Source organism: Arthrobacter sp. ISL-65 (assembly GCF_018613795.1).
Taxonomy (GTDB): domain Bacteria; phylum Actinomycetota; class Actinomycetes; order Actinomycetales; family Micrococcaceae; genus Arthrobacter.
Genome location: NZ_JAGGPN010000041.1, coordinates 17,231 through 42,807 on the forward strand (window position 1 = coordinate 17,231; position 25,577 = coordinate 42,807).

The 25,577-nt window shown below is 59.6% G+C and carries 23 protein-coding genes and 3 pseudogenes; 12 read left to right on the forward strand and 14 right to left on the reverse strand.

Annotation, left to right across the window (positions count from 1 at the left end):
• The first annotated feature begins 89 nt into the window (after window positions 1–89).
• The 5 genes and pseudogenes from J7I85_RS18240 to J7I85_RS25165 all read left to right on the forward strand — a co-directional run bounded on the left by J7I85_RS18240 (window position 90) and on the right by J7I85_RS25165 (window position 5,178).
• Entirely contained in the window at window positions 90–1,031 is a 942-nt protein-coding gene (locus tag J7I85_RS18240; protein ID WP_214854507.1) for an ABC transporter permease, read from the forward strand.
• The gene (locus J7I85_RS18245; protein ID WP_214854509.1) at window positions 1,028–2,986 is read left to right on the forward strand and encodes a dipeptide/oligopeptide/nickel ABC transporter permease/ATP-binding protein; all 1,959 of its coding nucleotides are present in this window, start codon (window positions 1,028–1,030) and stop codon (window positions 2,984–2,986) included. Before J7I85_RS18240 ends, J7I85_RS18245 begins: the two co-directional genes overlap by 4 nt.
• Complete coding sequence (locus J7I85_RS18250) at window positions 2,983–4,263, forward strand: ATP-binding cassette domain-containing protein (protein ID WP_214854511.1); 1,281 nt, start codon at window positions 2,983–2,985, stop codon at window positions 4,261–4,263. Before J7I85_RS18245 ends, J7I85_RS18250 begins: the two co-directional genes overlap by 4 nt.
• 77 nt (window positions 4,264–4,340) lie before the next feature.
• Window positions 4,341–4,874: pseudogene (locus J7I85_RS25995) on the forward strand (CocE/NonD family hydrolase); the annotation flags it as partial.
• 82 nt (window positions 4,875–4,956) lie between these two features.
• The gene (locus tag J7I85_RS25165) at window positions 4,957–5,178 is read left to right on the forward strand and encodes a hypothetical protein (protein WP_251024534.1); all 222 of its coding nucleotides are present in this window, start codon (window positions 4,957–4,959) and stop codon (window positions 5,176–5,178) included.
• A 126-nt stretch (window positions 5,179–5,304) separates the two neighbouring features.
• Here the strand turns inward: J7I85_RS25165 and J7I85_RS25175 are convergent.
• Window positions 5,305–5,555, reverse strand: a pseudogene (locus J7I85_RS25175) (MFS transporter); the annotation flags it as partial.
• Here J7I85_RS25175 and J7I85_RS18260 point away from each other — a divergent pair.
• Complete coding sequence (locus tag J7I85_RS18260; RefSeq protein ID WP_214854516.1) at window positions 5,545–5,781, forward strand: hypothetical protein; 237 nt, start codon at window positions 5,545–5,547, stop codon at window positions 5,779–5,781. The pseudogene J7I85_RS25175 and the gene J7I85_RS18260 sit on opposite strands and share 11 nt — an antisense overlap.
• Before the next feature lie 8 nt (window positions 5,782–5,789).
• On the opposite strand, the pseudogene J7I85_RS25180 reads toward J7I85_RS18260, so the two are convergent.
• From J7I85_RS25180 to J7I85_RS18285, 6 genes and pseudogenes are all read right to left on the reverse strand, one after another.
• Window positions 5,790–5,937: pseudogene (locus J7I85_RS25180) on the reverse strand (recombinase family protein); the annotation flags it as partial.
• Window positions 5,938–6,007: 70 nt separating this feature from the next.
• A complete protein-coding gene (locus J7I85_RS18265; RefSeq protein ID WP_214854519.1) occupies window positions 6,008–7,105 on the reverse strand; it encodes an MFS transporter in 1,098 nt (365 codons plus the stop codon).
• Window positions 7,106–7,970: 865 nt separating this feature from the next.
• Window positions 7,971–8,333, reverse strand: a complete 363-nt coding sequence (locus J7I85_RS18270) for a hypothetical protein (protein WP_214854523.1) — start codon at window positions 8,331–8,333, stop codon at window positions 7,971–7,973.
• A gap of 117 nt (window positions 8,334–8,450) precedes the next feature.
• Window positions 8,451–8,852: a thioesterase family protein gene (locus tag J7I85_RS18275; protein WP_214854552.1), complete on the reverse strand. Its 402-nt coding sequence runs from the start codon at window positions 8,850–8,852 to the stop codon at window positions 8,451–8,453.
• A complete protein-coding gene (locus J7I85_RS18280; RefSeq protein WP_214854565.1) occupies window positions 8,852–9,757 on the reverse strand; it encodes a nitrilase-related carbon-nitrogen hydrolase in 906 nt (301 codons plus the stop codon). The genes J7I85_RS18275 and J7I85_RS18280 overlap by 1 nt, the downstream gene beginning before the upstream one ends.
• A 299-nt stretch (window positions 9,758–10,056) precedes the next feature.
• Complete coding sequence (locus tag J7I85_RS18285; protein ID WP_214854568.1) at window positions 10,057–11,295, reverse strand: FAD-binding oxidoreductase; 1,239 nt, start codon at window positions 11,293–11,295, stop codon at window positions 10,057–10,059.
• A gap of 359 nt (window positions 11,296–11,654) precedes the next feature.
• Between J7I85_RS18285 and J7I85_RS18290 the strand changes: the two genes are divergently transcribed.
• The 3 genes from J7I85_RS18290 (at window position 11,655) to J7I85_RS18300 (ending at window position 15,334) form a co-directional block, all read left to right on the forward strand.
• Window positions 11,655–13,322: a CdaR family transcriptional regulator gene (locus tag J7I85_RS18290; RefSeq protein WP_214854572.1), complete on the forward strand. Its 1,668-nt coding sequence runs from the start codon at window positions 11,655–11,657 to the stop codon at window positions 13,320–13,322.
• Window positions 13,323–13,846: 524 nt separating this feature from the next.
• Window positions 13,847–14,602 (forward strand): SDR family oxidoreductase, encoded by a 756-nt coding sequence (locus J7I85_RS18295; RefSeq protein ID WP_214854584.1) that lies wholly within the window; start codon window positions 13,847–13,849, stop codon window positions 14,600–14,602.
• 39 nt (window positions 14,603–14,641) lie between these two features.
• Entirely contained in the window at window positions 14,642–15,334 is a 693-nt protein-coding gene (locus J7I85_RS18300) for a TetR/AcrR family transcriptional regulator (RefSeq protein WP_214854586.1), read from the forward strand.
• Between the two features lie 218 nt (window positions 15,335–15,552).
• Here the strand turns inward: J7I85_RS18300 and J7I85_RS18305 are convergent, their stop codons facing one another.
• The 7 genes from J7I85_RS18305 to J7I85_RS18335 form a co-directional block, all read right to left on the reverse strand.
• Window positions 15,553–16,179 (reverse strand): adenylate kinase, encoded by a 627-nt coding sequence (locus tag J7I85_RS18305; protein ID WP_214854808.1) that lies wholly within the window; start codon window positions 16,177–16,179, stop codon window positions 15,553–15,555.
• Window positions 16,180–16,184: 5 nt separating this feature from the next.
• Window positions 16,185–17,000: a polysaccharide deacetylase gene (locus J7I85_RS18310; protein ID WP_251024537.1), complete on the reverse strand. Its 816-nt coding sequence runs from the start codon at window positions 16,998–17,000 to the stop codon at window positions 16,185–16,187.
• Between the two features lie 175 nt (window positions 17,001–17,175).
• Window positions 17,176–17,673: a MaoC/PaaZ C-terminal domain-containing protein gene (locus J7I85_RS18315; protein WP_214854590.1), complete on the reverse strand. Its 498-nt coding sequence runs from the start codon at window positions 17,671–17,673 to the stop codon at window positions 17,176–17,178.
• A 45-nt stretch (window positions 17,674–17,718) separates the two neighbouring features.
• Complete coding sequence (locus J7I85_RS18320; RefSeq protein WP_214854594.1) at window positions 17,719–18,945, reverse strand: FAD-binding oxidoreductase; 1,227 nt, start codon at window positions 18,943–18,945, stop codon at window positions 17,719–17,721.
• 81 nt (window positions 18,946–19,026) lie between these two features.
• The gene (locus J7I85_RS18325; RefSeq protein WP_214854602.1) at window positions 19,027–20,568 is read right to left on the reverse strand and encodes a class I adenylate-forming enzyme family protein; all 1,542 of its coding nucleotides are present in this window, start codon (window positions 20,566–20,568) and stop codon (window positions 19,027–19,029) included.
• Between the two features lie 103 nt (window positions 20,569–20,671).
• Window positions 20,672–21,724, reverse strand: a complete 1,053-nt coding sequence (locus J7I85_RS18330) for a nitronate monooxygenase family protein (protein ID WP_214854605.1) — start codon at window positions 21,722–21,724, stop codon at window positions 20,672–20,674.
• 114 nt (window positions 21,725–21,838) lie between these two features.
• Window positions 21,839–22,618 (reverse strand): SDR family NAD(P)-dependent oxidoreductase, encoded by a 780-nt coding sequence (locus J7I85_RS18335; protein ID WP_214854608.1) that lies wholly within the window; start codon window positions 22,616–22,618, stop codon window positions 21,839–21,841.
• Window positions 22,619–23,172: 554 nt separating this feature from the next.
• Between J7I85_RS18335 and J7I85_RS18340 the strand changes: the two genes are divergently transcribed.
• The 3 genes from J7I85_RS18340 (at window position 23,173) to J7I85_RS18350 (ending at window position 25,255) form a co-directional block, all read left to right on the forward strand.
• Window positions 23,173–24,015 (forward strand): citryl-CoA lyase, encoded by an 843-nt coding sequence (locus J7I85_RS18340; protein ID WP_214854611.1) that lies wholly within the window; start codon window positions 23,173–23,175, stop codon window positions 24,013–24,015.
• A gap of 23 nt (window positions 24,016–24,038) precedes the next feature.
• Window positions 24,039–24,533 (forward strand): MaoC/PaaZ C-terminal domain-containing protein, encoded by a 495-nt coding sequence (locus J7I85_RS18345; RefSeq protein ID WP_214854614.1) that lies wholly within the window; start codon window positions 24,039–24,041, stop codon window positions 24,531–24,533.
• A gap of 143 nt (window positions 24,534–24,676) precedes the next feature.
• Window positions 24,677–25,255: an NUDIX hydrolase gene (locus tag J7I85_RS18350; protein WP_214854617.1), complete on the forward strand. Its 579-nt coding sequence runs from the start codon at window positions 24,677–24,679 to the stop codon at window positions 25,253–25,255.
• Window positions 25,256–25,577 lie beyond the last annotated feature (322 nt).

Consider the following 25,577-nt stretch of genomic DNA (forward strand, 5'->3'; position numbering starts at 1 on the left):
GTCGCCGGGGGCCGCGGCGCCACTTCAGCCGAGAGCACCTCGACTCGCGTCGAAGTGCCCTCGCCTGTTGTGATACTCAAGGAGAGATCATGCTAAGTGTCGTCATACGACGATTGATTGTGGCGGTTCCGCTAATGGGAGTGATCTCATTCATCGTCTTCGTGCTGAGTTCGCTCGCGGGCGGGAGCGTCGGGCAGGCCATCCTTGGCCCTACCGCTTCCGCGGCTTCTGTGGCTGCGCTCAACGCGAAGCTCGGGGCCGACCGGCCAGTACTCGTGCAATACGTTGATTGGCTCCGCCACGCGATCACCGGCGACTTGGGTTTGTCAGTCGTCTCTGGTGTGCCAGTGGCCGATACCATCGCGTCTCGAATCCCGGTGACGATGTCACTGGCCGTGGGGGCCTTGCTCCTCGTCATCATCCTCGGTGTGACGTCCGGCGCGATCGCTGCCATTCGCGGCGGCATCATCGGACGGTTGGCGGAGGTGCTCGCCGTCCTCGGTCGAGGCCTCCCCAGCTTCTGGCTCGCATTGATCGCCGTTCTCGTATTCGGCGTGAACCTCGCCTGGTTGCCCGTCTCCGGATACGTGCCCTTCGCTGATTCCCCATCGGGATGGATCCAATCGTTGATTCTCCCGGTGGTCGTCCTCGGCGTGTCGGAAATCGCGTTGGTCGCGGTCGTGACACGGGCCGAGATGTTGTCCGCGATGCGCAGTGACTACGTCCGCAGTCTCCGGGCGAACGGCTATCCGTGGAAGCGGATCGTGTTCAAGCACGTTGCGAAGAATGCCGCTGGGCCTGTGCTGACCATGGTCAGCCTGGTGTTCGTCAGCCTGATCGGCGGCACTATCCTCATGGAGCAGATCTTCGGCATGCCCGGTCTCGGCACTCTGATGGTGAGCGCCACCACCAAGCACGACCTGCAAGTCATCCAGGGTCTGGCGGTCTTCTACACGGCTATGGTCGTGGTGGTATTCCTCTTGACCGATATCGCTTCAGGTTACCTAAACGCGAAGGCGAGGGCGCGATGAGCGCAGTCATTGAAGGTGCAGCAATTCAAGAACAGTCTCGTCGGGCGGCCGAACGCGGGGCCGGTTTCCTCCCGCGTCTCGTCAGACAACCGATCGCCGTCGCATGCAGCCTCGTTCTGCTCGTGATCGTCTTGGCCTGCGTATTCGCCCAGTGGGTCTCGCCTTACGAGCCTCTCGACCAGGATTTGCAGAACACGGCCGCAGGGCCAAGCGCGAGCCACCTGCTCGGAACTGACCAGCTCGGCCGCGACATCCTGTCGAGGATGCTCCACGGTGGCCAGGTCACCCTGTTGGGAATCGTGCAGGCAGTGGTGGTGTGCGCCGTTATCGGACTGTTCCTCGGTCTGACCGCGGGTACACTCGGTGGGTGGGTCGAAACGGTCGCCATGCGACTGTGCGACTTGCTGCTCGCTGTACCGGGATTGGTGATGCTGCTGGTCATTCTCGGCATTTACGGGAACAACGAAGCCGCGGCCATGATCACATTGGGCGTGATCATGGCTCCGACACTGGCCCGAGTGGTGTATTCAGCCACGATCGCCGTTCGTGAGGAGCTCTACGTCGCCAGCGCGCGGGTGGCCGGACTGACGAGTCTCCAGATCATGCGCCGCCACATCCTTTCGGGCGTGACCGGGCCGGCGCTGACGCAGATCAGTATCGTGGCCGCTGTGGCGTGCATCGCCGAAGCAGGTATCGGCTACCTCGGACTCGGCGTTGCGCCTCCGGCACCGAGCTGGGGAAACCTGGTGACAGACGCCCAGAACGTGATGCCTATCAGTGCATGGATGCTCGTACCAACCGGTGGCATCATCGCCGTCGTCACTCTGAGCCTCACGCTTCTAGGAAACGGCATCCGTGATGCCTATATGGGCCGGTCGAGCGGTTCGGCGAAGGCTTTCAGCTGGCGCGCGCTCGCTGTGAAGGTCTCCCAAGCTGCGTCTCCGGCAGGCGGAGGAGCAGCACCCCTGGGGCAGGAATCGATCTTGAGCGTGAAGGGCATGACGGTCAGATTGCCGCGGGGCTCGAGCGAAGTCACGATCGTCGACGACGTCAACTTCCATGTGGCGCCGGGAGAGGCAGTCGCGATCGTCGGCGAGTCCGGTTGTGGAAAGTCGATGACCATCTCGGGAGTGCTTCGTGTGCTTCCCATGGGCGCCCACGTGGCAGCCGCCTCGATCTCGTTCAAAGGCGCGGAATTGACCTCGCTAAGCGAGCGCGAGATGAACGCCTACCGGGGAACGGGAATCGGGTTCATCTCGCAGGAGCCGATCTCCAGCTTGAATCCCGCATTCACGGTCGGCCATCAGCTGGAAGAGGCGGTCAGGTTGCATCGGGGTGTCGGCAAGGGCAAGGCACGCCAGATCGCCAGGGAGCTCATGGCCCGTGTGCGGCTGCCTGAGCCGGATGCGGTGGCCAAGAAATATCCGCACGAACTATCGGGCGGTATGGCGCAACGCATCGCCATCGCGCGGGCGCTAGCCGGCGAACCAGAACTCCTGATCGCCGATGAGCCCACAACTGCTCTCGATGTCTCGGTGCAGTGTGAGATTCTCGACCTGCTCAGAGACCTGCGCGAGCAGACTGGGATGGCGCTCATCCTGGTCACCCACGACTGGGGAGTCGTGGCAGAGGCCTGTGATCGCGCGCTCGTGATGTACGCCGGGCAGGTCGTCGAGAGCGCGGACGTGCGATCGATCATCGCCCATCCTGCGCACCCTTACACTCGGGCACTGTTGCAGTCATCGTCAGTCGGTATTGCTCCACGTCAACTCCTGCCGGTAATCGCTGGCACCGTGCCGGCGCCGGGTTTTTGGCCGCACGGGTGCCGGTTCGCCAGCCGGTGTGAGCTGGCGGAGGACGCCTGTCGCACAGGGCCCATTCCGATGGTGACGCTCGACGAAGGCTCCGCTGCGCGATGTATCCGTACCGACGTGGACGAATTGGTGAGAACATGAGCTCGTTGCTAGAAGTCCAAGACCTGACGGTGATGTACCGCGGACGAGGTCGCCGGAAAGACAAGGTGGCTCTCGAGGGAGTCAGTGTCAGCCTTAATGAGGGAGAAACCCTCGGGCTGGTCGGGGAATCCGGTTCGGGCAAGTCGACTCTGGGAAACACGGTGCTCGGGCTCGTGAAGCCGGAGCGAGGGACAATTGGCTTCGACGGTAGCGACATCGCTGGTCTCACCGGCGCGGCGCGTCGCAAGCTGAGCACCCAGATCCAGGCCGTCTTCCAGGATCCGTACACCTCGTTCAACCCGCATCGAACAATCGAACAGAGCATGGGCGAGACGTTGGCGAATTCGCCGCCGATGTCGCGGGGGGAGAAGCGGGCTCGGGTCGTCGCCATGCTGGATCGTGTCGGCCTCGATAGCTCGGCGCTGTCGAAGTTCCCCGCTCAATTCTCTGGTGGACAGCGACAGCGCATTTCGATCGCGCGAGCGCTCCTCCCCGAGCCGAGGCTCGTCGTCTGTGACGAGTCGGTCTCCGCACTCGACCTGTCGGTGCAAGCTCAGATCCTCAACCTGCTCCTGGAACTACAACGCGAGCGCGGAGTGGCCTACCTGTTCATCACGCACGACCTTTCTGTCGTGCGACACATGAGCACGCGCATCGCTGTACTCGAACACGGCAAACTCATCGAGCAGGGCGACGCCGCGGGAGTGACCGACGAGCCTTCTCAGCCGTACACCCGCCGACTCATTTCGGCGTCGTTGAGCGCCGATGCTGAGTTGCAACGAGACCGCCGATCAACCCGTCGGGCAATGACACGGCTTGCTGCGGATGCGACCGGTGACCGCAGCAAGCGGGCTGACGAGGTGCTCCGAACACTTGAACATCAAGCTGTGACCGAGGTGTTCGCCCAACCTGTTCCTCACTCTCAAGCGTTGGCGCTTCCGCTTTCCCGGGGCATTGCGGGAGTCGCCGATGTCGACGGCGTCACCGCGCTCAGGGCGGCTGTTCTCGAGCTGGCGCCCCGGACCGCTGAGGCCATGACCCCCGCAGCCATGTTAACTCTCGTCCAAGAGGCGCGAGCGAGAACGTGCAGCGCCCTGATCTCCCGTGGGCAGTCCGGCGTGCTGTACGGACGAATCCGAGATCTGGCGGTTGCAATCGAAACAGGCGATCGAGCACGCGCACTCGAGCTCGTCGGTTCATTCGACGAGCCGCACGAGCCGAGCCCTCATCCAAACGGAGCCAGGGCCGGAGCGCACACGATCGAAAGCCGAGCATGAACGAAGAAAGTGTCGCCGTGATCTCGTCAGTGACCGCCCAGCCGTCCGTGATCGTCGAGTTCGACGTTCCCGCGCGGATGCGCGACGGTGTTATCCTCCGGGCGGATGTGTACCGACCTTCGGGAGACGGGCCGTGGCCGGCTCTGGTCGTCCGCACGCCGTACAACAAGTCCGGCGCAGCTGACGACCTGTGGAACGGTTTCTCGCCGACCGAGGTTGCCCGCCAGGGCTTCATGATGGTGATCCAAGACGTGCGGGGACGCTATGCGTCCGACGGCGCCTGGGAGCCCCTGCGCCACGAGGGTCACGATGGCGCTGACGCGATCGCGTGGGCCGCGGAGCTTCGCGGCTCGAACGGTCGCGTCGGTATGCTCGGCGGCAGCTACTGCGGCCACACACAGTGGCGGGCAGCGATCGAGCAGCCACCCGCGTTGAAGGCGATCACGCCGTTGATGACCTGGGCTGAACCGAGCGAAGCCCTCGTCGCCCGGGGTGGCGCTACGCAGTTTTCGGTGATCGTAGGATGGGCTATGGCTGCGGCGTTCGACTGGTTGTCACGTCAAGGTCTGACGCAGGAGGAGATGGCCAATCGCTCGGCTGCGCTCATCAAAGATCTCGACAACCTCGAAGGACGGCTACTGGGGGCTACCGGTAACCGAGTTGCCCGTCTTAAATCACCACGGAATACCGGTCATGATCGATCTGGATCCGGCCACCGACGTCGAGGCGACGCAGCACATGCGCATCGCAGGCCGCCACGACCAGGTCACCATCCCGAGTCTGAACACGGGAGGGTGGTTCGACAGCTGCATCCAGGGCACACTCGACGCCTACACGACGATGCGCGATCTCGGACAAGAGTCACGGCTGATCGGAACTGTTGGTAGCGGCAAAGATCAGTATCGGCGCTGCTGACACCGGCAGGTAGATCGCCAAGCCATCGACGACGCCGAACGGCGGATCCGCACGGCTGTTCCAGTCGCGCGGGTTATCTACGTGGAGCCGGACCTCGAGCGCGTGCGGCTCGAACAGGCCTAGACATTAGCTGGCCAGTGGTCTCCTACGCTCAAGCGCGCCACTGATGACTGCAACTGCGAGGCCAAGCATCGACAGTACCGCACCGACGAGGGCGGGGCGGTGTATCCCTAGCCCCACTCGATCATTGTCCCGCCCAGGAAAGCGCCCAAGGCGTTGGCCACGTTCAGGGCTGAGTGATTCAACGAGGATGCCAAGGACGCGGCACCTGGGGCTGCGTCGTGGAGCCGTGTCTGCAGGGCGGGTTTGAGCATCGAGATAACGCACAACCACCATGACGACGTCGAGGATTTCACGTACGCCCACCAGCAGCCGTGGCGTGAGACCGAATCCTTAAGCTACGAGTCTGTGCGCTGGCTACAGCAGGACGACATCGACACCCCGGCTCCGGCGGCCAGTCCCTGCCGGAATCCCGCAGCCGCGGCGACCCGTTCCCCCGAAGGCTTTAACTGGCATGCATGGTTATTCGTGAGCCGGGAGTAGCCTCTGCCTGAGACAGGGGAGTCCTCGCCGGTGAAGAGCAGTTGCTCCTTGACGAACTCCACCGGCACGCCCTTTCGGGTTGAGGCGTAGGACCAGCGTGCGCAGGTCATCGAGGTTGCGCGCGAGTCGGTCCATGCTGTGCACGACGACGCTGTCCTGCGGCATGTTTTCGGTTTGGGTTCCAGGCAGCGGGTTAGTGTTCAACTCGCGCTGCCAAATATGGGAGTCATTCGCCGAGGGCCCGGCCTTCGCCTCGGCGAGGGACACCGTGACGCGCTGCTTCTTCCGCAGGAGAAGCAGGCAGCGGTGGCGCTGGCTGGCTGGGTATGCGTTTTAGGTTCATTCTGAGCCGGGCAGCGATTAGCAGGGTCACGGCGCCGGGCAGTGCTCCGCCGACCAGCATGCCGGTTTGGGGGCCGAGGTACTGGTCTATGGTGCCCACGAGGGGGCCGCCGAGAGCCATTCCCCCGGAATAGGCCAGTAAATAGATGCTCGCGACCCGCCCCCGGATGCTGCCGTGGGCAGCAGACTGGACAGTTGCGTTTCCCAATGTCTGCAACAGCAGGGTGCTTATGCCTACGCCGACCAGCAGAGCGCAGAAGACGGGCTGAGACAGTGCGGCGGCGCAGAGGAGATAGAGCGTTGAGAGCAGCGCTGCGAACAGCACCAGGGTGCGGAGCCGCGTGCGATGCAGGCGCAAGGAGATGAGGGCGCCAAGCAGCGAACCGGCGGCCACCATCGCGCTCAGTAGCCCGTACCCGCCTGGGCCCGAGTCGAAAACGGATTTGGCGTACACGGCCAGTGTCACGGAGAGGTTGCCGGTGAATATTGCGAACACGCCGATCAGGATCGTGGGCCAGAGCACGTCGGGCCGGCCTACGGCAAAGCGCAGCCCGGCGCGTAGTTGGCCCCGATTCGCCGGCACGGTCGGCAGCGTGTGTAGTTCCCGGGCGCGTAACAGCGCCGCCGCGACCAGGGGCACCATGTGGCCGATCGCGGCGATGAGGAAAGACCCGCCCGGACCGACTGCGACTATGACGAGCCCCCCGAGTGCGGGGCCGAGCAGCCCCGCGAGCTGAACCACGGAGGCGTTGATGCTGATCGCGTGGCGCAGGTGGTCGGGTCCGACCATTTCCGCGACGAATGCCTGCTCGGCGGGCCAGCCCAGTGCGTTCGCGATGCCCAATCCGGCGGCGATCAGCTGTACCTGCCAGATCTGGACTGTGTGCGAGAGGGTGAGGGCGGCGAGGAGGCCGGTCAGCGCCGTCCAGCTGATGTAGGTGAACTGTACGATCCAGCGTTTCGGGAACCGGTCCGCCAGCACACCCCCTGTTGCACCAGAGGGTAGTCGTAATCGTACTTTTCGTTGCCGATCAGGGCCAGGGATTCCTTGAGCAAAAGAACCTCATTAACACGGAACACTAGGTGACGTCCAAGGGCACTGCGTCGGCTAGGCGGCGCAGTGCCCGCGGAGTCACGCCGGCTGTTTCGCGTCCTTAAAGAAGATGATCCGCCAGTGGACCTCTCCATTGGACATTCCATGCTCCATTTTGCAAACGACCGTAGCTGGAAGGGGGAGAGTGCCGGCCGAATGACTGTATCGGCCGCTCTCCGAGGGGCACGTGCAAGACAGAAACAAGACGAGACCAGCTCCCAGAGCGAAGCCTAGATAGGTGGATCTCACGAGTCGTACGAAGAATCCGCGTCGGCGGTCCGGTGCGTATTTCCTAAGGAACGTTGTGCATAGCCCGGGAGAATGCCACAGGGATGGGCGATGGATGCAGTTGCAAAGGTTCGGTAGAGGTACAGGGGTAGGACGGCAGGATCCCGTCTTAGGCAATATGACGGGACCCTTGAGGATGATGACATACACAAACACATCACCGTCATCCCTGAGCCGTTGTCCGATGCTCAGCAGCGATGTTAAAGAGACACTTCGTAACCGTCAGCTACATGGAAGAGGCGCCGTTCCCCAACACATGATGTAACCCAGATGATATTCCGGTCCAAACTCAATGCATCTACTTTTCCAGCAAAACGGTGATTCCCATTTTCGAGAACCACGTCTTGCCCTTCTTCTAACAGTCCCCAGGGAGTGTTAGACGCTGGTGTCCCAGCCCGGGGAGACGTTCCCCTATTGATCGCGGCCAGACCTGTATTGGATGTATCTTCCATCATCGGGATTCAGTCTAAACGACTGCGTCGCGCCAGTGGACGGGGCTGATGGACAGAAGGAGCCGGGTGCCGGGGGTAGCACTGTACTGGACAGTGGTTCCCTTGGGAAGAACGAGCAATTCGTCGGCATCGCCGGTCAGGGTGTCCTTGTGTTCACCATTGATTATGACCAGCCGAGCCTGGCCCTCGATGACATAGATTGTTTCCTCGTACTGAACGGTCCAGGGATCGCTGAAGCCGTTTTCCTCAAAGGTCATGATGTATGTTCCAAGCTGCTGGAGCTGGCTGCCGGCCGTTCGATGTTCGATCTTTGCCGGACCAAAGTCGTTCACGTTCTTTGGATCAATTGCGGGTTTGTGGTTCAAAGAGATTGCCATGGAGGGCTCCTAACGCTGTAGTTCGTGCTTCGATGGCCAGCTCGTCGTGTCGAGACGGAGTATCTGGCTGTGTTGGATTGATAAAAAGGGTGGAGAAATTTAGGTCAGAGACGTGGATCAGCCCTGCAAGGCGCCATGGAGTGCCAGCGCGACGGCTTCCGGAAGTGGTCGAGAACGGGCCTGAGCTGCGTCGACGTTAACGTATACCAGTTCGACGTTCGCCACCTCCGTTCCACCACGAGCAATTGATACGTCGATCGCGAAGCTGGAATTCCCGACGTTTCGGCACTTGACGTCAACGTTGAGAATGTCGTCGAAGTAGGCGGGGGATTTGAAAGAAAGAACTGCACTGACAACCGAGGGATCCGTCCCTCCAGCGACCAGCTTCGGGTAGGGCCAACCAATGCTGCGGAAGAACTCCGTCATTGCTACGTCGGCGACCTCGAGATAGCGGCTGTTAAAGAGAAACCCCTGGGAGTCCACCTCGTGGTTCCTCACACGATGCTGGTACAGCGACATCAGGCTCCCATTTCTGCCTGGAGCTTGGCGTACAGATCCAGCCTACGAAGTGCCAAGCCGGGTGCTTCGGGTTTCGCCCGTGAGGCAACCAACAGGTCATGGTCCAAGTCGGCGACCAGCAATTCTTCGTCGGCTGATGCTGTGGTGGCCAGGATCCCGTCGTTGACTCCCACTGTCTTGTCCACGGGCCCGGCGATAAGGGCCTTGCCCACAGCGAACATCGGGGAATCGGTCGGAATGCCGCTTGTGCCGAACAGCGGAGACATCACGACGTACAGTTGGTTCTCAATAGCACGCGCCTGACATCCGGTACGTACACGGTGGACGCCCCGCCGGTTCCAGGTGAGGGAAGGGCAAAGGATCATGTCGACGCCTTTGTGGACAAGATAGCGTGAGAGCTCAGGGAACTGGATGTCCGCGCAGATCAGGAGGCCAACAGTAAACGGCCCAATCTTTGTCACTAGGAGTTCATCGCCACCGCGGGCGCCGAGAGCATGCTCCTGAGGTGTGAGGTGGATTTTGTCCTGGGATTCGATGCGACCGTCCGGGTGCGCGATGTACGCGGTATTGCGCAGCGAGCCGTCTTCGGCGACCCGGTTGTGGCTTCCACCAGCAACCACGATGTTGTAATCCCGGGCCATCCTGCGCATGCCCTCAACGACGTCATCCGTGAACTCCGGTAGGAACTTCCAATAGTCCGATGTGATTGTGGCGGTTGTGACTTCATGATCGGTGACAGCTCCGAGAAGCCCCGTACTTGCGAGCTCGGGGAAAAGCACGAGTTCGGCCTGTTGCTCCGCAGCGCGCTTTACTAGCCCCTCCATATGATCCAGATATTGCTGGAGGGTCGTCTCCGGCCGAAGCTCGAATTGAACGGTGGCTACCTTTAGTGACGCCTTGGTCATAGGAATCTCCTGTCTGAGAAGTCGGCCGTCTCTGATCGGCGATTCTTCCATTTATGTTCTTCCCGCGGTCGCGGACGAGTTGGTCGGCAGGTCGTAGACGCAACATTCAGGTGGTGCATGGCGTTTTTATGGCTATCCATGTGCCGGGCCGACTCATGCAATAGACGCTAATGGAGCGTCGAAGGGCTGAACACTAGAAGGATTCCGAAAGGGTGGTCAATGATTTGGTTCTTAGGCCAAAGGTCAGGACCACTGAGCCAGCCGCTAAGGCTTCTGACAGGGAATCGAGTACTGGAAGGCTACTCTCCCGCGACTCTCAGGGCCGGCCGGTTCATTTTCAAGGCACCAGCAAAGACGCTGGCCTCCCCTGCGATGACCTCCGCCATTACCTGGCCGCAGATGGGCCCGCTTGCGATGCCCCATGCGTGACCGACATTGATATAGGCGCCGTCAGCGCGATCGACGATGGGCAGGTTGTCACTTGTTTCGCTTCCGAGACCGGCCCAAAGACCGGTGACGCCGTATTCAGCCAGGGTTGAGTATCTGTCCAAGGTTGTGGAAACCATCGCGTTTGTAGCGTTAATGCTGATGTGGGGATTGAGGGAGCCCCGTCCGTCAAAACTGTTGCCAATGAATATTGACCCTCCGCGGTTTTGGGCGATCGAGTCGTCATAGTCAACGAACGAGGACCCAGACGTCCCGCCCGGGCCCTTTCCAGCACTGGAGCTGCTTGGGCGAGGAAAAACCGCGGCGTCATAAGTTGGAAGGTCAGTAAGCGCCCCGCATCCGTAAACTCCCCTGGGTCCATGCATTATGGCGTTCAAGTGCGTGTCTACGGGCTGAGTCAGCATCTGGCCTACTCTGGCGGTGCCGATCGGAACATCGATCCCCTCGGCCCGGAGGTTGGTTGACCAAGCGCCCGTTGCCCACATCACGCCTGATGCGTGAATTTCGCCCCGGACAGTGCGGACCCCTGTTACGGTTTCGCCATTTCGCAGGGTCGAAAGAACAGAGGTGTTTTCAAAAGTGCGGATGCCGGCCCGCACACAGGCGCTAGCCAGAGCGTTGACGAACTGCACACCATCTATCTGGGCATCATCGGCGCAAAAGACGGCTCCGAGAGCACCCTCCGGAAGGATGGAGCAGTGCTTCTGAGCCTCCTCCCGACTGATCAGGGTTGCATCCAGGCCAGCTGCCCGGCGGTCGGCAGCATAGTCTTCAAGAACTCGGCCCTGTGCTTCACTTTCGAAGAAAAAAAGGCCGCCTTGATTGCGATAGTCAAACACGTCGCCAAGTTCGCTTAAGTAGTCCTGGTACTTTTCCTTGCCGGCTTTAGCGAGTGACAGTTCGTCCCCTGTGCGCCGCGTCTGCAGCCAAAGGGAGCCCGGGTTTCGTCCGGAAGCACCGTAGGTAGGAAACCGCTGCTCCACGACGACGACGTCGAATCCCCGCTTGCGCAGCTCCCAAGCGGTGCAAAGCCCCACAATTCCTGCTCCTATGACGACAATGTCACCTGTCGCAAGTGTGTCAGCGCTCATGGCAAGATACCTTCTTCCTCGGGGCTGTCCTGTGGCCCTCTTCGTTAGTCTTCCAGATAGACGAATCCGATAGCAGGGTGAGAAGTCCTTGACGCTTGATTTTCCAGAGGTCAAGCCCATGCAACATGACCTACACGCCAGAGAAAGCAAGCAGGCCCCATATGCCAGCCGTAGGGTGTTCGAGTCTCTACCTGCGACGTTAGGAGCCCACCAGCACTGGTGTAATTGTTTCTTGTCCAACGTTCCTCGAAGAGCATTAGAATTCTCACAGGGGGAGGGCTAAATTTCTGGTCTAGTCTGGGCGAAAGCGGTAGGCGAGGCCAGCCGCCCGTCCCGGTCTCTTCCCGAAAGAGTTCCCTATGATAGATGATCCCACCTCCATACCACTTGGAGCTGTTCTCGCCGACTTGGGTCCTGCTGCGAAGCTCGTCGCGGGGGCCCCTTCCCAGCAGTCCAGGCAGGTTCGCGGCGCTGTTGTTTTGCTGAAGCCGGAAGACTTACCAGCCGACATCGATGTGGTTGTCATATGCCCAGGTGCCGAAAGCTTTAGAGACCTGGCTGCGGCCACCCACCACGGGCTGGGACGAGTAATCTTCGTTACGGCGTCCGAGTCATCCCTTTCTGAAGGGATCGAAGCCGTCGGGGAGCAGCACGTTGTCATCGCCGTTGATCCAGCCCTGAACGTCGCTGACGTCGTGATGTCATTTTCCCGATCGATGCAGATGCCTGAGGAGTCCGTTTCCCGTAGGTTGGCTTCCTTGCAGAGGGCCCTCAGTCAGGCGATGACGGAAACTGAGCCGATTCCGGCGCTACTATCCCGCTTGGCGCACGTGTGTAATTCCACCGCAGTCCTGATCGACAGATTCGGTAAGACTGTCCATGCCACCGGTCCCACACCTATGTCGCTTCTGTTTGAAGAGATCGGCCGCACCTCGGCCGACTCCCAGAACGTGGACGTGGACGGATGGCGGGGGGTGGCAGCCAGAATTTCGGCTCCTGACGAGGCTGACTCGCATTTCGGTTGGCTCGTCATCACAGCCCGGCGGGCGAATTTTCCGGATAGCCATTCAACCTCCGCGGCTCACGTGGCGGCAACCCTGGTGGAGGCCAGCCAGCGAATGGCCGTGGCAGCCCGACAGCAAGAACGAGCCATACGCACTGCAGTGCTTGAGGAAGCGCTGGCATTGCGCCGAGAGCCTCACAATCCCGAACTGGCTGCCCGGATCACGGCTTTCGGTCTATCTTTTGCGGACGAGTTGCGGACCATTGTTTTTCGGCCGATTCGTCCTGCAGTTGCATCGCGATCATTGCCAGCGATAGAGGATCTGTCGGAAATTTTGGGCAAAGCGCTGGAGTCGCAGTCCATCGCGTACCTCATGACCGCCAAGGACAAGACATTAACCATAGCGGCGCAGTGCAGCGTTCAGGCCTTCCGGCGTGTGATCGTGGCGGAAGGCTCGAAACTCCCGGGCGCCCTCATTGGAATCGGCCGCAGTGTGCACGGTTTAGGAGACATTCTGGACTCTTACCAGGATGCGCAGCTGGCGGTTCGGACCCTTCGCCGCAATTCGCGGGGTCCAAAAGTTATGGCCTACGAAGACTTCAACTACGCAACGAGGCTTTTCGCTGACGTGGGTTTCGACAAGATGATCAAATGGGCCCAGGAGTTCCTGAAGCCCCTGGAGGGACGCGAACTGCTTGTTGAGGGTCTTCAGACCTACTTTGAACATGCTCAAAACATCAATGCCGCGGCTGACTTTCTGGAAATCCACCACAACTCTTTGCGCTACCGGATAGCCAAAGCTGAAGAAATCCTGGGCATCAATTTGAGGGAACCTGGTGCCGTTTCTTCCGTCTTCTTGGCACTGACAGCCCTTGAGCTTGGACGGATTCAGCAGCCGCGGCCCAAGTCGTCGGGCGACACTGGACGAAGCCGTAGGCCATCGGACGTCGAAGCAAGCGATGTCCTGCCCTACTCGAGGCCATCCGCCGAACGAGCCGGCGTAGTTCATGCACCTGGCAGATGAATGGCGTCTACGACCGGGTCAAACGCTAATTTGCAGCGTTGTTGATCCACGTCTACGGCTTTAGGACGTGAGGCAGGCAGCTGCGCCGCCGGTCGCTCTGGGACATCACTTTGGTGCACCTCACGAACCGGTCGACGCCGCCTGACAGAACTCGGAATCAAACAAGTGACATTCAACCTGCGACCGCGCCGATGCTCGGCAGCACGCCTCCCGACGCCGAGAAGATAGGGGGCCAGCCGCCGCGTCCTTCGTCATCCTCGCCAGCGAAGACCACCCTGAGGAAGTCCTGGGCCTTACCGAGAAGTGCCTCGGCGCTCAGTGCCCTACGAGCCCACCGCCCGTGTGGTCGACGTCTTCAATCTCCGAGGTATCGAACCCGCCGGTGCGCCCCCTCAAACCTGTGGGTGGGTACAAGACAGCCACAACCAGAATGGTAAGTGGACTAACTTGACTTGGCGGCAGGTGAACAGCTAATTTTTAGATAAGTCGTTCGACTTACCTAATATCAGCGGAAAGTAATCAACATGAATCGTCTTGCTGGCAAGCGCGCCCTCATCACCGGTGGCACGAGTGGGATCGGTCTGGAGACCGCGCAGCGTTTCGTTGCGGAGGGAGCCGATGTGCTGGTCACGGGTGTAACCCCAGCCAGCATCGAAAGAGCGCGGCAGATCCTAGGGGAGAAGGTTCCTGTGGTGCAGGCCGATGCGCGCGATATTGACGCGCAGCGAAGCCTGGCCGAGCGTGTCCGTGAGCACTTCGGCGAGCTCGACGTTGCCTTCTTGAACGCCGGCGTCTCTGACTGGCGGCCGTTTGAGGACCATACGGAGGATAGTTTCGGACGGCTCTTCGATATCAACGTCAAAAGTGTTTTCTTTCTGACGCAGGCCCTGGTGCCGGTGCTGGCCAACCCTTCCTCGGTCATCCTTAACGCCTCCAACAGTGCTCATGGCGGCTATGGCCAGTCGAACGCCTATGCCGCGACCAAGGCGGCAGTGGCCTCCCTCATGCGGTCGTGGAACGCGGACCTGCTCAGGTCACACGGCATCCGGTTCAACGCGGTCAGTCCCGGGCCCGTGGACACCCCGCTGTACTCTAAACTTGGCATCGAGGATCCAGCGCATCAGACAGCGGTTTTGGAGGCGATCAGCTCCGGAATCCCGCTGGGCCGCATGGGGAGGCCTGAAGAGGTCGCGGAGGCAGTCGTTTACCTGGCCTCGGATGTCTCCGCCTTCGCAGTGGGTCAGGATCTTATCCTGGACGGTGGTCAGACCGTCCTCTGAAAGTTGGAATGTGGTTGAGATGCGGGGGAGGGCGTGGGAATGACGGAAGCGGACCGTGATCAAGCGGAAGCCGGTGGCGACTTGTGCAAGGCCGGCTATCACGCGCAGATCAAAGCGGAGAATCGCGCGCGCATTATTCGCGCCGCCCGCGACCTCTTTCTCGCCAAAGGGTACGACAAAACCTCCCTGGCCCAGATCGCCGGGGAGGCCCGCGTCTCCACCGGCACCCTCTTCAAGCGGTACCCTTCCAAGGCTGAGCTGTTCGCGGCCGTCAGCTCCGAGCAGTGGCAGTTGGATGTAGAGTACGCCGAACCGCCTCCTCCCGGTGATCCCGAGTACGGTCTGGACCACATCGGCCGCGACTACGCGTGCTTGATCTCGCGGACCGGCACCGCGGCGCTGTGCCGTCTCATCATCACTGAACTTCCCCAGATGCCGGAGCTTGCCGACATCGTCGGCACCGGCTTCGCCATCGACCGCGGTCCCTTCTTCGAGCGCCTGCGCGATTACCTCGACGCCGAAGCGCGGGCTGGCACACTCGACTTCCGGTCGGCCGACGGACAGAGGCAGCCGGCATCCGCAGTAGCCGAACAGTTCCTCGGCATGATTTGTGGCCAACTCCTGTGGCCTCAACTCGTGCGAACCGACTTTGTCCCGCCCGATCCCACCGACACCACGATTGTGGACGAAGCCGTAGCCCTCATGCTTACGCGCTATCGCGCTGGATCCTGAACTACGCACTTCCGACTCGTTGGTTCCGGGAGGTAGGCACCAGAGATCACAGACTCTGGCACAGCCGCGTTTGGTGACGCCTCAACGCCAATCTCCATTCACATGCTCTCCGTCCAGGCCGGTTGGGCCGGAAAAGGCCCCTCCTCCCGGTTGATTCCGGGAGGAGGGGCTGTCTCACGGAGAGTAGGTCCCCAATTTTTTGCGAAATGGGGTGGCAACTAGACCAGCAGCGTCCGCTCGAGGCCGCGACCGGCCGCTACGGTGGTCTGCCCTGACGACCATCCGAGCATAAGATCCAGTGTGGTCGAAACCCTGCCGGATACTTCCGAGATACTGCCGAGCCCCTCCACCTCCGTAACGATGCCGCGCTCGTTGTACCGGGACGTAACGGCGGTTGTTTGCTCGAAATACAGTTCCATCCTGCTTCTTATGACTTCCGCGGTGTCGTCCGAGCGGTTTTGGCGTTCGGCCCGCAGGAGCAAGCGCTGGACCAGCTCTTCTGTTTCAGCTGTGAGCTGCAGTACGAGGTCGAGTTCGTAACCCTTGGCTGCAAGGATCTCGTCGAGATAGTCAACCTGACCTAGAGTGCGGGGATATCCATCCAAAAGAAATCCGTTGTCCACGTCGTTTTGTTCCAGGCGCTCACGAACCATAGCGTTCGTCACCGCATCCGGTACAAATTGCCCTGCATCCAGATATGATTTGGCGGTTTGTCCCAACCGTGTCTCGTTTTTGACGTTTTCGCGGAAGATGTCGCCGGTTGAAATGCTGACGATCCCGAACCGCTTTGCAATGTACGTTGCTTGAGTACCTTTGCCAGCTCCGGGGGGACCTATGAGAAGCATTCTGATCACGGGAGCATCCTATCCAGCGGACCGAGGTCATCCTGAGCGGGCTTGGAAACAGCGGGGGAGGACGCCGCCACTGGCGTAGTGTCGTCTTGCCAGCAGTTGAAGAGCTCGGAAAGAGTGGGAAACCATACACCTTCGAATGAAGTGACGTGGTCGAGGAACTTTTCGAGCATTACTAGGTTGTGCGCTCGTCCAATGGTCTGCGGGTGCAGTGTCCAGGTCATTGCGCCCCCGGCGCATCGCTCGTATGCGAAATTGAAACTGTCAATCCAGCGAGCCAGAACAGTCTCGTTGCTCTGCATAAGCGGGCTGCCCTTAAAGGATTCAAGTTCCGGGAAATCGTCGAGGAACCAAGACACGGGGAACTCAAGCACGCTGCTCTCCGGACCGAAGGTGTTTCCCTCTTCCTCGCTAACACCGACGACCATTCGCGGCCGGTAGGGCTCGAAGTCTCGGCCCATTAGGGACGAATCCCAGTCAAACTCGAATTTCGCAAGGAGATCGAGGGTGTTGTCGGTAACGTCCAGTGCCGGTGAGCGGTATCCCCACGGACGTTTGCCCAGGAGCTTTTCGTGCTGGGCTATTTGCAGTTCCAGCAGCCGTTCTTCCTCGGCCCGATCGAGTGAAGGAACATATTCGTGGTAGACGCCGTGAGCGCCGATTTCATGGCCGGACTCGACAATGGCTTCCACTGAGCTGCGGAAAGTTTGCATCGTGTGTGTAGGCACACACCATGTCGTAGTGATTCCGTAGCGCCTGAAGACATCGAGAAGTCGAGGGGCACCGACCAGGGCACCAAATTCTCCTCTGGACATCAAAGACTGGGACGTTGAGCGAAAAGTGCCTAGCCATACGCTCTGGGCGTCAAAATCGGGGCTTAGAGAAACGGCCAGGCGTTTGCCCTCTGGTAGATGAAGAGACACTACGAGCAACTTTCTTTTTCAGGCAACGGAAACCGCCTTGATGAATTTTGAGGTTCGTGAACTGAGCCTAGACCGGGCGACGGGAAAGAAGGACGATCCAGTCGCCTTCCTGGCAGATCACGCCGTCCTGATTCAGAATTTGAACCCGGGTAGTCACAACTCCCCGGTCGGGCTTGCTGGCAGACGGCTTGATGCCAATCACTTCTTCGCGAACACTGATGGTGTCGCCAATACGGATAGGGGCACGGAGGTTCCAGTTGTCGATCCCCAGAAAGGCGATTGCTGAACCGTTCTTCCATCCCAGTGCCATTTCCAGCCCAAAGGCAATTGAAAGTGCGCCGGGACCATGAAAGAGCCTGGTGCCAAATTCTGTAGTTTTGGCGTACTCCTCGTTGGTGTGCAGCGGGTGCATGTCTCCGGACCATGTGGCGAAGGTTACGACATCGAACTCCGTGACGGTTCTTCCTGCGGAGGTCCACTGCTGTCCGAGATCCAGCTCTTCCAGGTAGCGCACGGCTGACTGATTGGTCGTGCCGAGTAGGTGAGTAGTCAATGTTTGATTCACTTCCGTATAGTTTCTGGTGCTCTGGTGGCGGGGTGGGTGCCAGAGCTAATAGCGAATGACTCCGTCTACCGGGGTGGTCAGGGACGGCCGGTACAGGGAAAGTTCCTCGAGGGAGTGGCTGAGGCGGTCGCCTGAGATCAGTTCGGCCACCAGCTTTCCCGTGATCGGGCCGGCCAAGTTGCCGTAGACGTGCCCGGTGGCCAGAACCAGCCCGGGAAGTTCCTCCACCTCGTCAACGATCGGGAGGGAGTCAGCTGTGGCGGGGACGAGGCCGGCCCAGGCACGTTCAATGCCAAGGGACCTGTAGTTGGGGAAAGTCTTGAGCAATGAATCAATGGCCAGCTTGAGACCGGCGGCAGGCAACCTGTCGTCGAGTTGGTCGGGGTAGTCCATCGGGCAGCCTATGAACAGGTTCCCGTCCTCGGTCTTGGCCACACACTCCATGTGCTCGAGACCCGTTGACTGGTCCTCTGAAGGGGAGGTGAAGTACTCATCCCTGTAACTGGGGAGGTTCCGAATGTGCGCGTATTGCTTCGCAGCCAGCGGTCCATTCAGGATTTTATCGAGCTTCTCCTCTACAGGAGCCAGAAGTACAGCCCCCAGCCTGTGTGGCTTGATGGGTACCGTTACGCCCTCTGTTTCGAGCATCGTAGACCAGACACCACCCGCCCAAACGACCTTATCCGCCGAAACGTTGCCGCCGACTGTCCGTACTCCGACTACCTTCGAGCCATTCCGCAGGAGTCCGAGGACCGGCGTGTTTTCATGGATTCGAACTCCCAGCCTTCGGCATTCCTGCGCCAAGGCGAGGACAAACTTCGGCGTCCGAATTTGGCCATCTTCCGGGCTGAACGTTGCCCCAATAACGTCGGGCGGCAATATCGGGGCGGCTTCGTGAGCGGCCTGGTCGTCCAGGAGTTCGGCTTTGAATCCGTCAGCGATCCGGGCTTCCACAAATTCCTTGTAGACCCGCCGCTGATCATCCGTGTAGAAGAACGTCATGGCGCCGTTGCTTCTATATTCGAAAGATGGCCCGAGGATATCTGCAAAGTCGTCGTACAGGGCCCTACCTGCACGGGTCAGTTCGACCGCGTAGTCTCCGTGGCGATTCTGCATATGAAGGAATCCGAGATTTCGCCCGGAAGCCCCGTGACCGAGTTCCCGCTGCTCGAGAAGCACAACATCGTGCCCTTTTGAAGCAAGAAAATAGGCGGTTGATACGCCCACTATTCCGCCGCCTACAACGACCACACCGGCCTTGTCGAGGTTCATTTCGTCATGTCCTAACTTCGTCTTGATGCAACACGTATGAGGGGTGCCGAATCGTGAATTGTCGGTGTATGAAGCTGGCTCTTATGCCCGGCCCTGGCTCATTTCCGTTGTCAACAGCGTGGCCACGTCCCGCCTGTTGACTTTGCCGGTTGTCGAATTCACGGGCAGGGAGTCGACGGCGATGAACTCGCTTGGGACCTTGTACGACGACAGGCGGGCCGCGGCGAATTCCTTCAGTTCGGCTTCGTCAAGAGGCGCCAGGCCCCTGGGGACGACGGCGGCTACCACGCGCTGGCCGTACACGTCATCGGGAAGACCAACAACTGCCACTTCGCCAACAGAGGCATGCTGCTGAAGTACACGCTCAACTTCCGCCGGCGAGATGTTTGTTCCGCCACGGATGATGACGTCTGAGAGCCGCCCAACGACGTAGACGAAACCGTCCTCATCCACCCGAACAAGATCCTTTGTGCGGTACCAGCCGTCTTCAGTGATGACTGTCCGCGTTTGTTCTTCGTCACGCCAGTAGCCGAGCATCAGCCCCGGTCCAGTCGAGTAGGCTTCCCCAACCTGCCCGGTTGGAACTTCCGCTCCGTCGGCGTCGAGAACTTTTAGTTTCGACCGCGGCACAAGCTTGCCTGCCGACCCGGGTTGGGGAGTTGGGTTCGCGACGGGGTCGTAAGTAACCAGTGGTAGGCATTCGGAGGCGCAATACGCATCCAGGACCGGTAGTCCAGTCTGGGCTTGCCAGCGGCTGAATGCGGCTTCGTTCCTGGGCTCACCGCCCGAGATGCACAGTCGAAGTGATGGGAATGCCGGCTTGTCCCCGGCTCGGAGTTCAGCGTACTGGGCCAGCTTTCCGAAAGTCGCCGTCACACCAGCGAGGAATGTGGCGGAATGCTCCTCAATGGCGGGAGCAATCATGTCTGGACGAGCCCTCCGGACTATCACAACTGTCCCGCCGCTTACCAGGACGGCCAGAGATGTGCTTGCAAGCCCATAGAGCCATGCCATCGGCAGACAGATAATCGCCTTGTCGTCGGGTGAAAGGTGCCATACTTCGCCGTACGTTTTCGCGCAGTTATATACAGCTGCAGCCGAAAGCATGATCGCTTTCGGGCGGCTCGTGGTGCCTGACGAGAAGCAGATCATGGACAAGGGTTCGCGAAGACCCTCAGGGTTGGGTAGAGCGTCGTGCCGAACCTCGGTTACCTGGAAGCCAACGATATCCACAATTGGGGCATTTCGTGCTGCAGGGGCGATATGCGCACGATCAACGCTTTCGGAGATGACTATCAGCGCAGGGTCACTCGTGGCAATGGAATATTCCAGGTCCTCTGGACCACTGGAAGGATAGACAGTAACCAGTACGCCGCCGCTGCGCCATACAGCGAGGGCTGTGGAAAGATAATCGGCTGAGCTTTCTGCAACGAGGGCAACCCGATAACCCGGCTTGAGGCCGGCCGCAAGCAGTACGGCTGAGCGGCGCTCGATCGATGCCTGGAGATCCTTATAACTGGTGAAGGTGTCGCCGTCGACAATCGCTGTTTTCTCAGGGTATTGACCGGCGATGTATTCCAGCGCGGAGACACAGTCCGTTAGCTCAGGCGACGATTTATTCATATCCGCTCTACTCTCATTTAATGGTTGGAAAATTCCAACTGGCCCGTTGAGCCGGTTTGGCCGGACTCAACGGGCCTCTTGGATTTGACGATTGAGATGCTTGCTAGTTTCCAGTCGCAAGTCGACGGAGAATTTTTTCTGCATCTGATGCCATATTCTCGACGATCTCACCAGCAGGCAGAATTTCGTGAACAAGCTGCATGGTCTGGCCCACCGGCATCATCCCGAAGTCCATGTCTCCGTCCAGATATCCTGTTTCGACGCGCGTGCCGGCGACGGCGTATTGTCCGGGGAAGCCTGCGGGTTTTTTATCCGAAGATTCCCATTCCGAGGTCCATTTGTTCTCGAATGCACGCATACGCTTACCGCTGTATGAGTAGGTGATGGTGCTGTCCTTGAAGGATCCTCCCACCACTCGGTTCTTGAAATTGTCGTGCCCGTAAGCTTCGGGGCTGGCAATGAAGCGCGTTCCCACCCAGACTCCTGCTGCGCCCAATGCGAGCGAGGCGGCCAGCCCGCGGCCATCGGCGATGCCGCCAGCGGCCAGGACTGGCTGATCCACCACATCAATAACGGCAGGGACGAGGGTCATAGTGGATGCGTATCCGGTGTGCCCGCCGGCCTCACTGCCCTGAGCGACAATAAAGTCAACACCCGCTGCACTAGCTTCCTGTGCCTTGCCCACTGAGCCGACAAGCGAGAACACCGTGATTCCGCGATCCTTACACTCTTTGATGAACCAATCCGGTGTAGCGAACGTCAAAACAACCGCGGAAGGTGCCGCGTCCAGGACGATCTGCACCTGGTCTGCTACGGCCCCCGGCGTCAAAAGCGCTTCTACACCTGCCATCTTTTCTTGGTCCGCTCCCGAAAGCGATTGCCACAGTTCGCGCACTGGCGCCCACTGTGCTTCGTCTTCAGTTGTAAGCGAGTCCGGTAGAAGGAGGTTAATTGCGTAGGGCTTGTCGGTTCCAGCTTCGATCTTCTTGATTTCGGCGCGAAGGTCATCCGGCATGAAGCTGACGCCGCCCAGGCATCCCAAGCCGCCGGCGTTACTGACCGCGGTCACGAGTTCGGCCTGCGCGACACGCGCCATGCCGGCGGAGCAGACGGGGTATCGGAGGCCGAGGGCTTCCGTCAATGCTGTCTTGATCACTTATACACCTTTCACTTCGGAGCTCAAGATCATCCTGGCTTCCGGATACTTCATGTTGACCCCAACGGAGAGTTGGCGGATTTCTGTTCTTAGCGGGCCATGCTCTCGGCCGGACTACGTCGCGTTCCAGCCGCCATCGACCTGGATAGTCTGGCCGTTCACATAGCCAGCAGCGTCGGACGCGAGGAACAGTACTACGCTCGCCACCTCTGAGGGTTCGCCCGATCGTTTTGCTGGAATGAGGAAGTCCATGATTTCGGGAGACACTCCGATGCCCCGCTGCTGCGTTGAGACGAGATCACCTAGAATTTCCTCGGAAGTGGCACGAAGGTTTGTCTTGATGACTCCTGGGGCGACAACGTTGGCCGTTACCCCGTGAGGGGCAACGTCGATGGCGAGACGTCGATTAAGACCCTCTATGCCCGCCTTGGATGCGACGTAGGAGATACCGTCTGCTGCACCCCTTTGGCCGGCGACGGAGCCGATTGTAATGATGCGGCCGGAGTTCTGCTTGGTCATTACCTGCGCTGCTGCGCGGCAGCCGTAGAACGTTCCGGTCAGGTTGACCCCAATAATTTTGGCCCACAACTCGGGTGTCGTTTCCAGCACGTCGGCATACCCGTCGAAGACACCTGCGCTGTTGACCATAACGTCAAGTTTGCCTGTCTTCTCCACAACCTCGTCCACCAAGGCAGACACAGAGTGGTAGTCGCTAACATCTACGACCCTCGTGTGGAGTGAGTCCGGGGAACCGAGTTCTTGCCTGGTCTCCGCTAGACGTTCCTCTGAAACGTCGCTCGCGTAGACTTCGTAGTCTGCTTCGACGAAAGCCTGGGCAATGGCCCGGCCGATGCCGGAGCCGGATCCGGTGATAATTACGCTTTTGCTTCCCATGCCCTACAAACTACGTTGGGGATCTTCCGAGTGAAACTGTCATCCTCACGGCTTTTTGCCGAGGTTATCGTGGAAGCTACAGGAGTCGAACTACAGGTTCGGTATCTTTGCCGGCCACCCTATGACTCGCAGGTGGTGGATGGGGATGAACCCGGCCCGGCCGGCTTTTTGTACTTTGACCAGGGTTGGGTGCCTGCCGTTGAAACAATTCCGGCCCGCCTCATCGTCCTAATGTTCAAGGGGCGGCTCTCCTCTCCTGAGAAGGCATCCACACGAGGAACCTACGCGCTTCAGCCCTATCCGGGTCCTCCAGCTGACCATACGCTGGGGGATCCGGCGCCAAACATGTCGCCTGAGCGGTCCGCGGGCGCACTAGCCAAGATGCACCGGTAATTTCTACGCCTGGACGCTGCGGCTTCGGAAAATCTCCAATGCCGGCACGGTTCGGTGGATTCTAAAGTTCAATAACACGGCCCACATACTTTGGAGCTTGGCTCGTCAACTTGCCTAGCACCGCAGGCCCCTTTGAAACATATGACGGTTCGGGAGAAACATTGGAAAACGATACTGCAGACCAGTCCGGGGCTTATTGGTCGTCCTCTGTTAGCCACGTCACTGATACGAATGTTTACGTTCGCGGCTACGACCTTGAGGACCTGATCGGGCAAATCCCCTTCACGGCAGCCATATTTCTAGTGATCCGCGGTCGGATCCCCTCCGACCATGAGATACGGGCGCTGGACGCAGTCCTGAGCGGCATCCTGGATTATGGTCTTGAAAAGCCCGGCACAGTGGCCGCGCGGTTTGCCGTCTCCGCCAATCCAAGTATGGCTATCGGCATGTCAGCTGCCTGTCTATCTGTCGGGAAGCACACGCTGGCGACTGAGGACAGCGGCCGCTTCATCCTCGCTACGCATGCTGAGTTTCTGGGATCCGGCCTCCCACTCGAAGCTTTTGCCGAGCAAAAGGTAAACCGCATGCGTGAAGCAAAGGAACGCATCCCAGGTTTGGGACATCCTGTTTTTAAGGTTGTTGATCCTCGCGCTGAACGGCTCCGGTCGATTGCTCTGCAGGAAGGCTTGTGGGATCAGGCGGCTGAAGTGTACGAGGCAGTGCACAGGGCCTTCACGAAACTCCCAGGTAAGTCGGACATCCCGATAAATGACGTTGGTGTGATGGCCGCGATACTGCTGGGGCTTGGCTTCACACCCGAAGAAGGAACAGGCGTTGCCCTGCTTTCGACACTCCCTGGCGTTATCGCACACGTATCTGAAGAACTCTCTGCCGGGAAGCCAATCCGGATTGTCCCGAGAGATTCAGCATCATATGAGGGGATCACTGGCCGGAATTTTGAAGCGGACCGACTCGAAGCTGGCTGGGAGCCTTCAAAATCCTAGGCGGTAACCGAACAGGAGCAAAGATGGATGCAGGAGCGGAGAATCGTCTGATCCCTTCAACAACTCGATTCTTTGAGGATCTCCAAACCGGAGATTCGTGGTCATCTCAGGGGCGAACGATTACAGAGACGGATCTGGTCGCCTTCGCGACGTGGTCGGGGGATATGCACCCCCTGCACACCAACCAGGAGTATGCCCGTGGTACTCAGTTTGGAGAACGGGTTTTCCATGGTCCGGGGACTCTTGCGATCGCTTTTGGCTTGGAAATGCGAATGGGCTGGAAGGAACGTTCGGCCATAGCATTTCTGGGCATTCATGACTGGAACCTCATTGCCCCTGTACGCATCGGCGACACAATTGCCGTAAGGGAAGAAGTAGTCGAGCTCCGGCCCTCTGCGACTAAGCCGGACCGGGGGATTGTGAAAACCAGACTTCAGATAGTCAATCAGCGAAGCGAGGTCTGTCAAGAGGGCTTCTGGGTTGTCCTTCTGTACCGCTCGGCGGCGTTTACGCCATGAAGTTGGAGAAATCGATGAGAGGTACTACGGGTGAGGAGATTGTCTCACACGTACCACCGGCTCCGCGGCGAGCGGTAAGCGTGGTTCTGATGCGGGATTCGTTCCATGGAGTTGAAGTGTTTGTCCAATGCAGGGCACTCACTATGGATTTTGCTGCCGGTGTGGTCGCATTTCCAGGAGGCAGGGTTGACGCTGTTGACTCGTCGCCTTCGGCGCTCAGCAGAGATCTATTGGATTCCCAGGTAAAGGCGTGGAGCCGGACCAGCGTCGGAACCGATGCAACTTACGCGCGTCACACTACCGCTTGCCTCTTATCTGCCGCCATCCGTGAAGTGGCAGAGGAATGCGATGTTGTCCTGCAACCGGAAGCTCTGGTCCCGTGGGCGAACTGGATCACACCTGAGGGCTTTCCCAAACGTTTCGATACGTTCTTTTTTGTGACTGCCGTAGGGCCGAAACTGGAGCCCCGGCATGTCACGACGGAAGCAACATCTTCGGATTGGATCCCCGTCCGAAAGCTCCTCCTGGACGAAGCGGCCGGAAGGCTTAAGATGCTTCCCCCAACGCTTGCCATTCTCGACGAGATCGCAGAGGCGGATACCACCGAGAAAGTCCTTTTGGTGAAACGGCACATCGATTCTGTGTGCCTTCGACTTGATGACGTGGAAGAGTTTCATCGCCGGCGGCGAGAGATCACGAGGGGTACAAGGACGCAGCCGTGATGCAACTTTGCGCTCCCTCAACCGATTGGGCAATAGCGAAATCCCCTCGTGTCGTGCCTCTTGCTGCGTTGGGGTAGACGTTGCTCGCCTGTACTACCGGGTCCTCACGAAAAAAATGCAGCTCACCCACCGCCAAGACTTTCACCAGAGTTTGAGTGAGGGTGTTGGTGCAATTCCAATAGCGTCGCTGGGGGCAGTCGACATAGCGTGACACATGTCCGCCGGGAGGGGGAACTTCATGAGGGCGAAGGAGCAGGGCATGGATGCAACTGAACTCGGATTCCGTAACGAGGTCGCAAAAGATGGCAACCTCGCTATGGCA

Bases quoted from the DNA above. Each gene is read 5' to 3' on its own strand.
- J7I85_RS18240 (WP_214854507.1), top strand. From the start codon at position 90: ATGCTAAGTGTCGTCATACGACGATTGATTGTGGCGGTTCCGCTAATG.
- J7I85_RS18245 (WP_214854509.1), top strand. From the start codon at position 1,028: ATGAGCGCAGTCATTGAAGGTGCAGCAATTCAAGAACAGTCTCGTCGG.
- J7I85_RS18250 (WP_214854511.1), top strand. From the start codon at position 2,983: ATGAGCTCGTTGCTAGAAGTCCAAGACCTGACGGTGATGTACCGCGGA.
- J7I85_RS25165 (WP_251024534.1), top strand. From the start codon at position 4,957: ATGATCGATCTGGATCCGGCCACCGACGTCGAGGCGACGCAGCACATG.
- J7I85_RS18270 (WP_214854523.1), bottom strand. From the start codon at position 8,333: ATGGCAATCTCTTTGAACCACAAACCCGCAATTGATCCAAAGAACGTG.
- J7I85_RS18275 (WP_214854552.1), bottom strand. From the start codon at position 8,852: ATGTCGCTGTACCAGCATCGTGTGAGGAACCACGAGGTGGACTCCCAG.
- J7I85_RS18280 (WP_214854565.1), bottom strand. From the start codon at position 9,757: ATGACCAAGGCGTCACTAAAGGTAGCCACCGTTCAATTCGAGCTTCGG.
- J7I85_RS18285 (WP_214854568.1), bottom strand. From the start codon at position 11,295: ATGAGCGCTGACACACTTGCGACAGGTGACATTGTCGTCATAGGAGCA.
- J7I85_RS18290 (WP_214854572.1), top strand. From the start codon at position 11,655: ATGATAGATGATCCCACCTCCATACCACTTGGAGCTGTTCTCGCCGAC.
- J7I85_RS18295 (WP_214854584.1), top strand. From the start codon at position 13,847: ATGAATCGTCTTGCTGGCAAGCGCGCCCTCATCACCGGTGGCACGAGT.
- J7I85_RS18300 (WP_214854586.1), top strand. From the start codon at position 14,642: ATGACGGAAGCGGACCGTGATCAAGCGGAAGCCGGTGGCGACTTGTGC.
- J7I85_RS18305 (WP_214854808.1), bottom strand. From the start codon at position 16,179: ATGCTTCTCATAGGTCCCCCCGGAGCTGGCAAAGGTACTCAAGCAACG.
- J7I85_RS18310 (WP_251024537.1), bottom strand. From the start codon at position 17,000: ATGTCCAGAGGAGAATTTGGTGCCCTGGTCGGTGCCCCTCGACTTCTC.
- J7I85_RS18320 (WP_214854594.1), bottom strand. From the start codon at position 18,945: ATGAACCTCGACAAGGCCGGTGTGGTCGTTGTAGGCGGCGGAATAGTG.
- J7I85_RS18325 (WP_214854602.1), bottom strand. From the start codon at position 20,568: ATGAATAAATCGTCGCCTGAGCTAACGGACTGTGTCTCCGCGCTGGAA.
- J7I85_RS18335 (WP_214854608.1), bottom strand. From the start codon at position 22,618: ATGGGAAGCAAAAGCGTAATTATCACCGGATCCGGCTCCGGCATCGGC.
- J7I85_RS18345 (WP_214854614.1), top strand. From the start codon at position 24,039: ATGGATGCAGGAGCGGAGAATCGTCTGATCCCTTCAACAACTCGATTC.
- J7I85_RS18350 (WP_214854617.1), top strand. From the start codon at position 24,677: ATGGATTTTGCTGCCGGTGTGGTCGCATTTCCAGGAGGCAGGGTTGAC.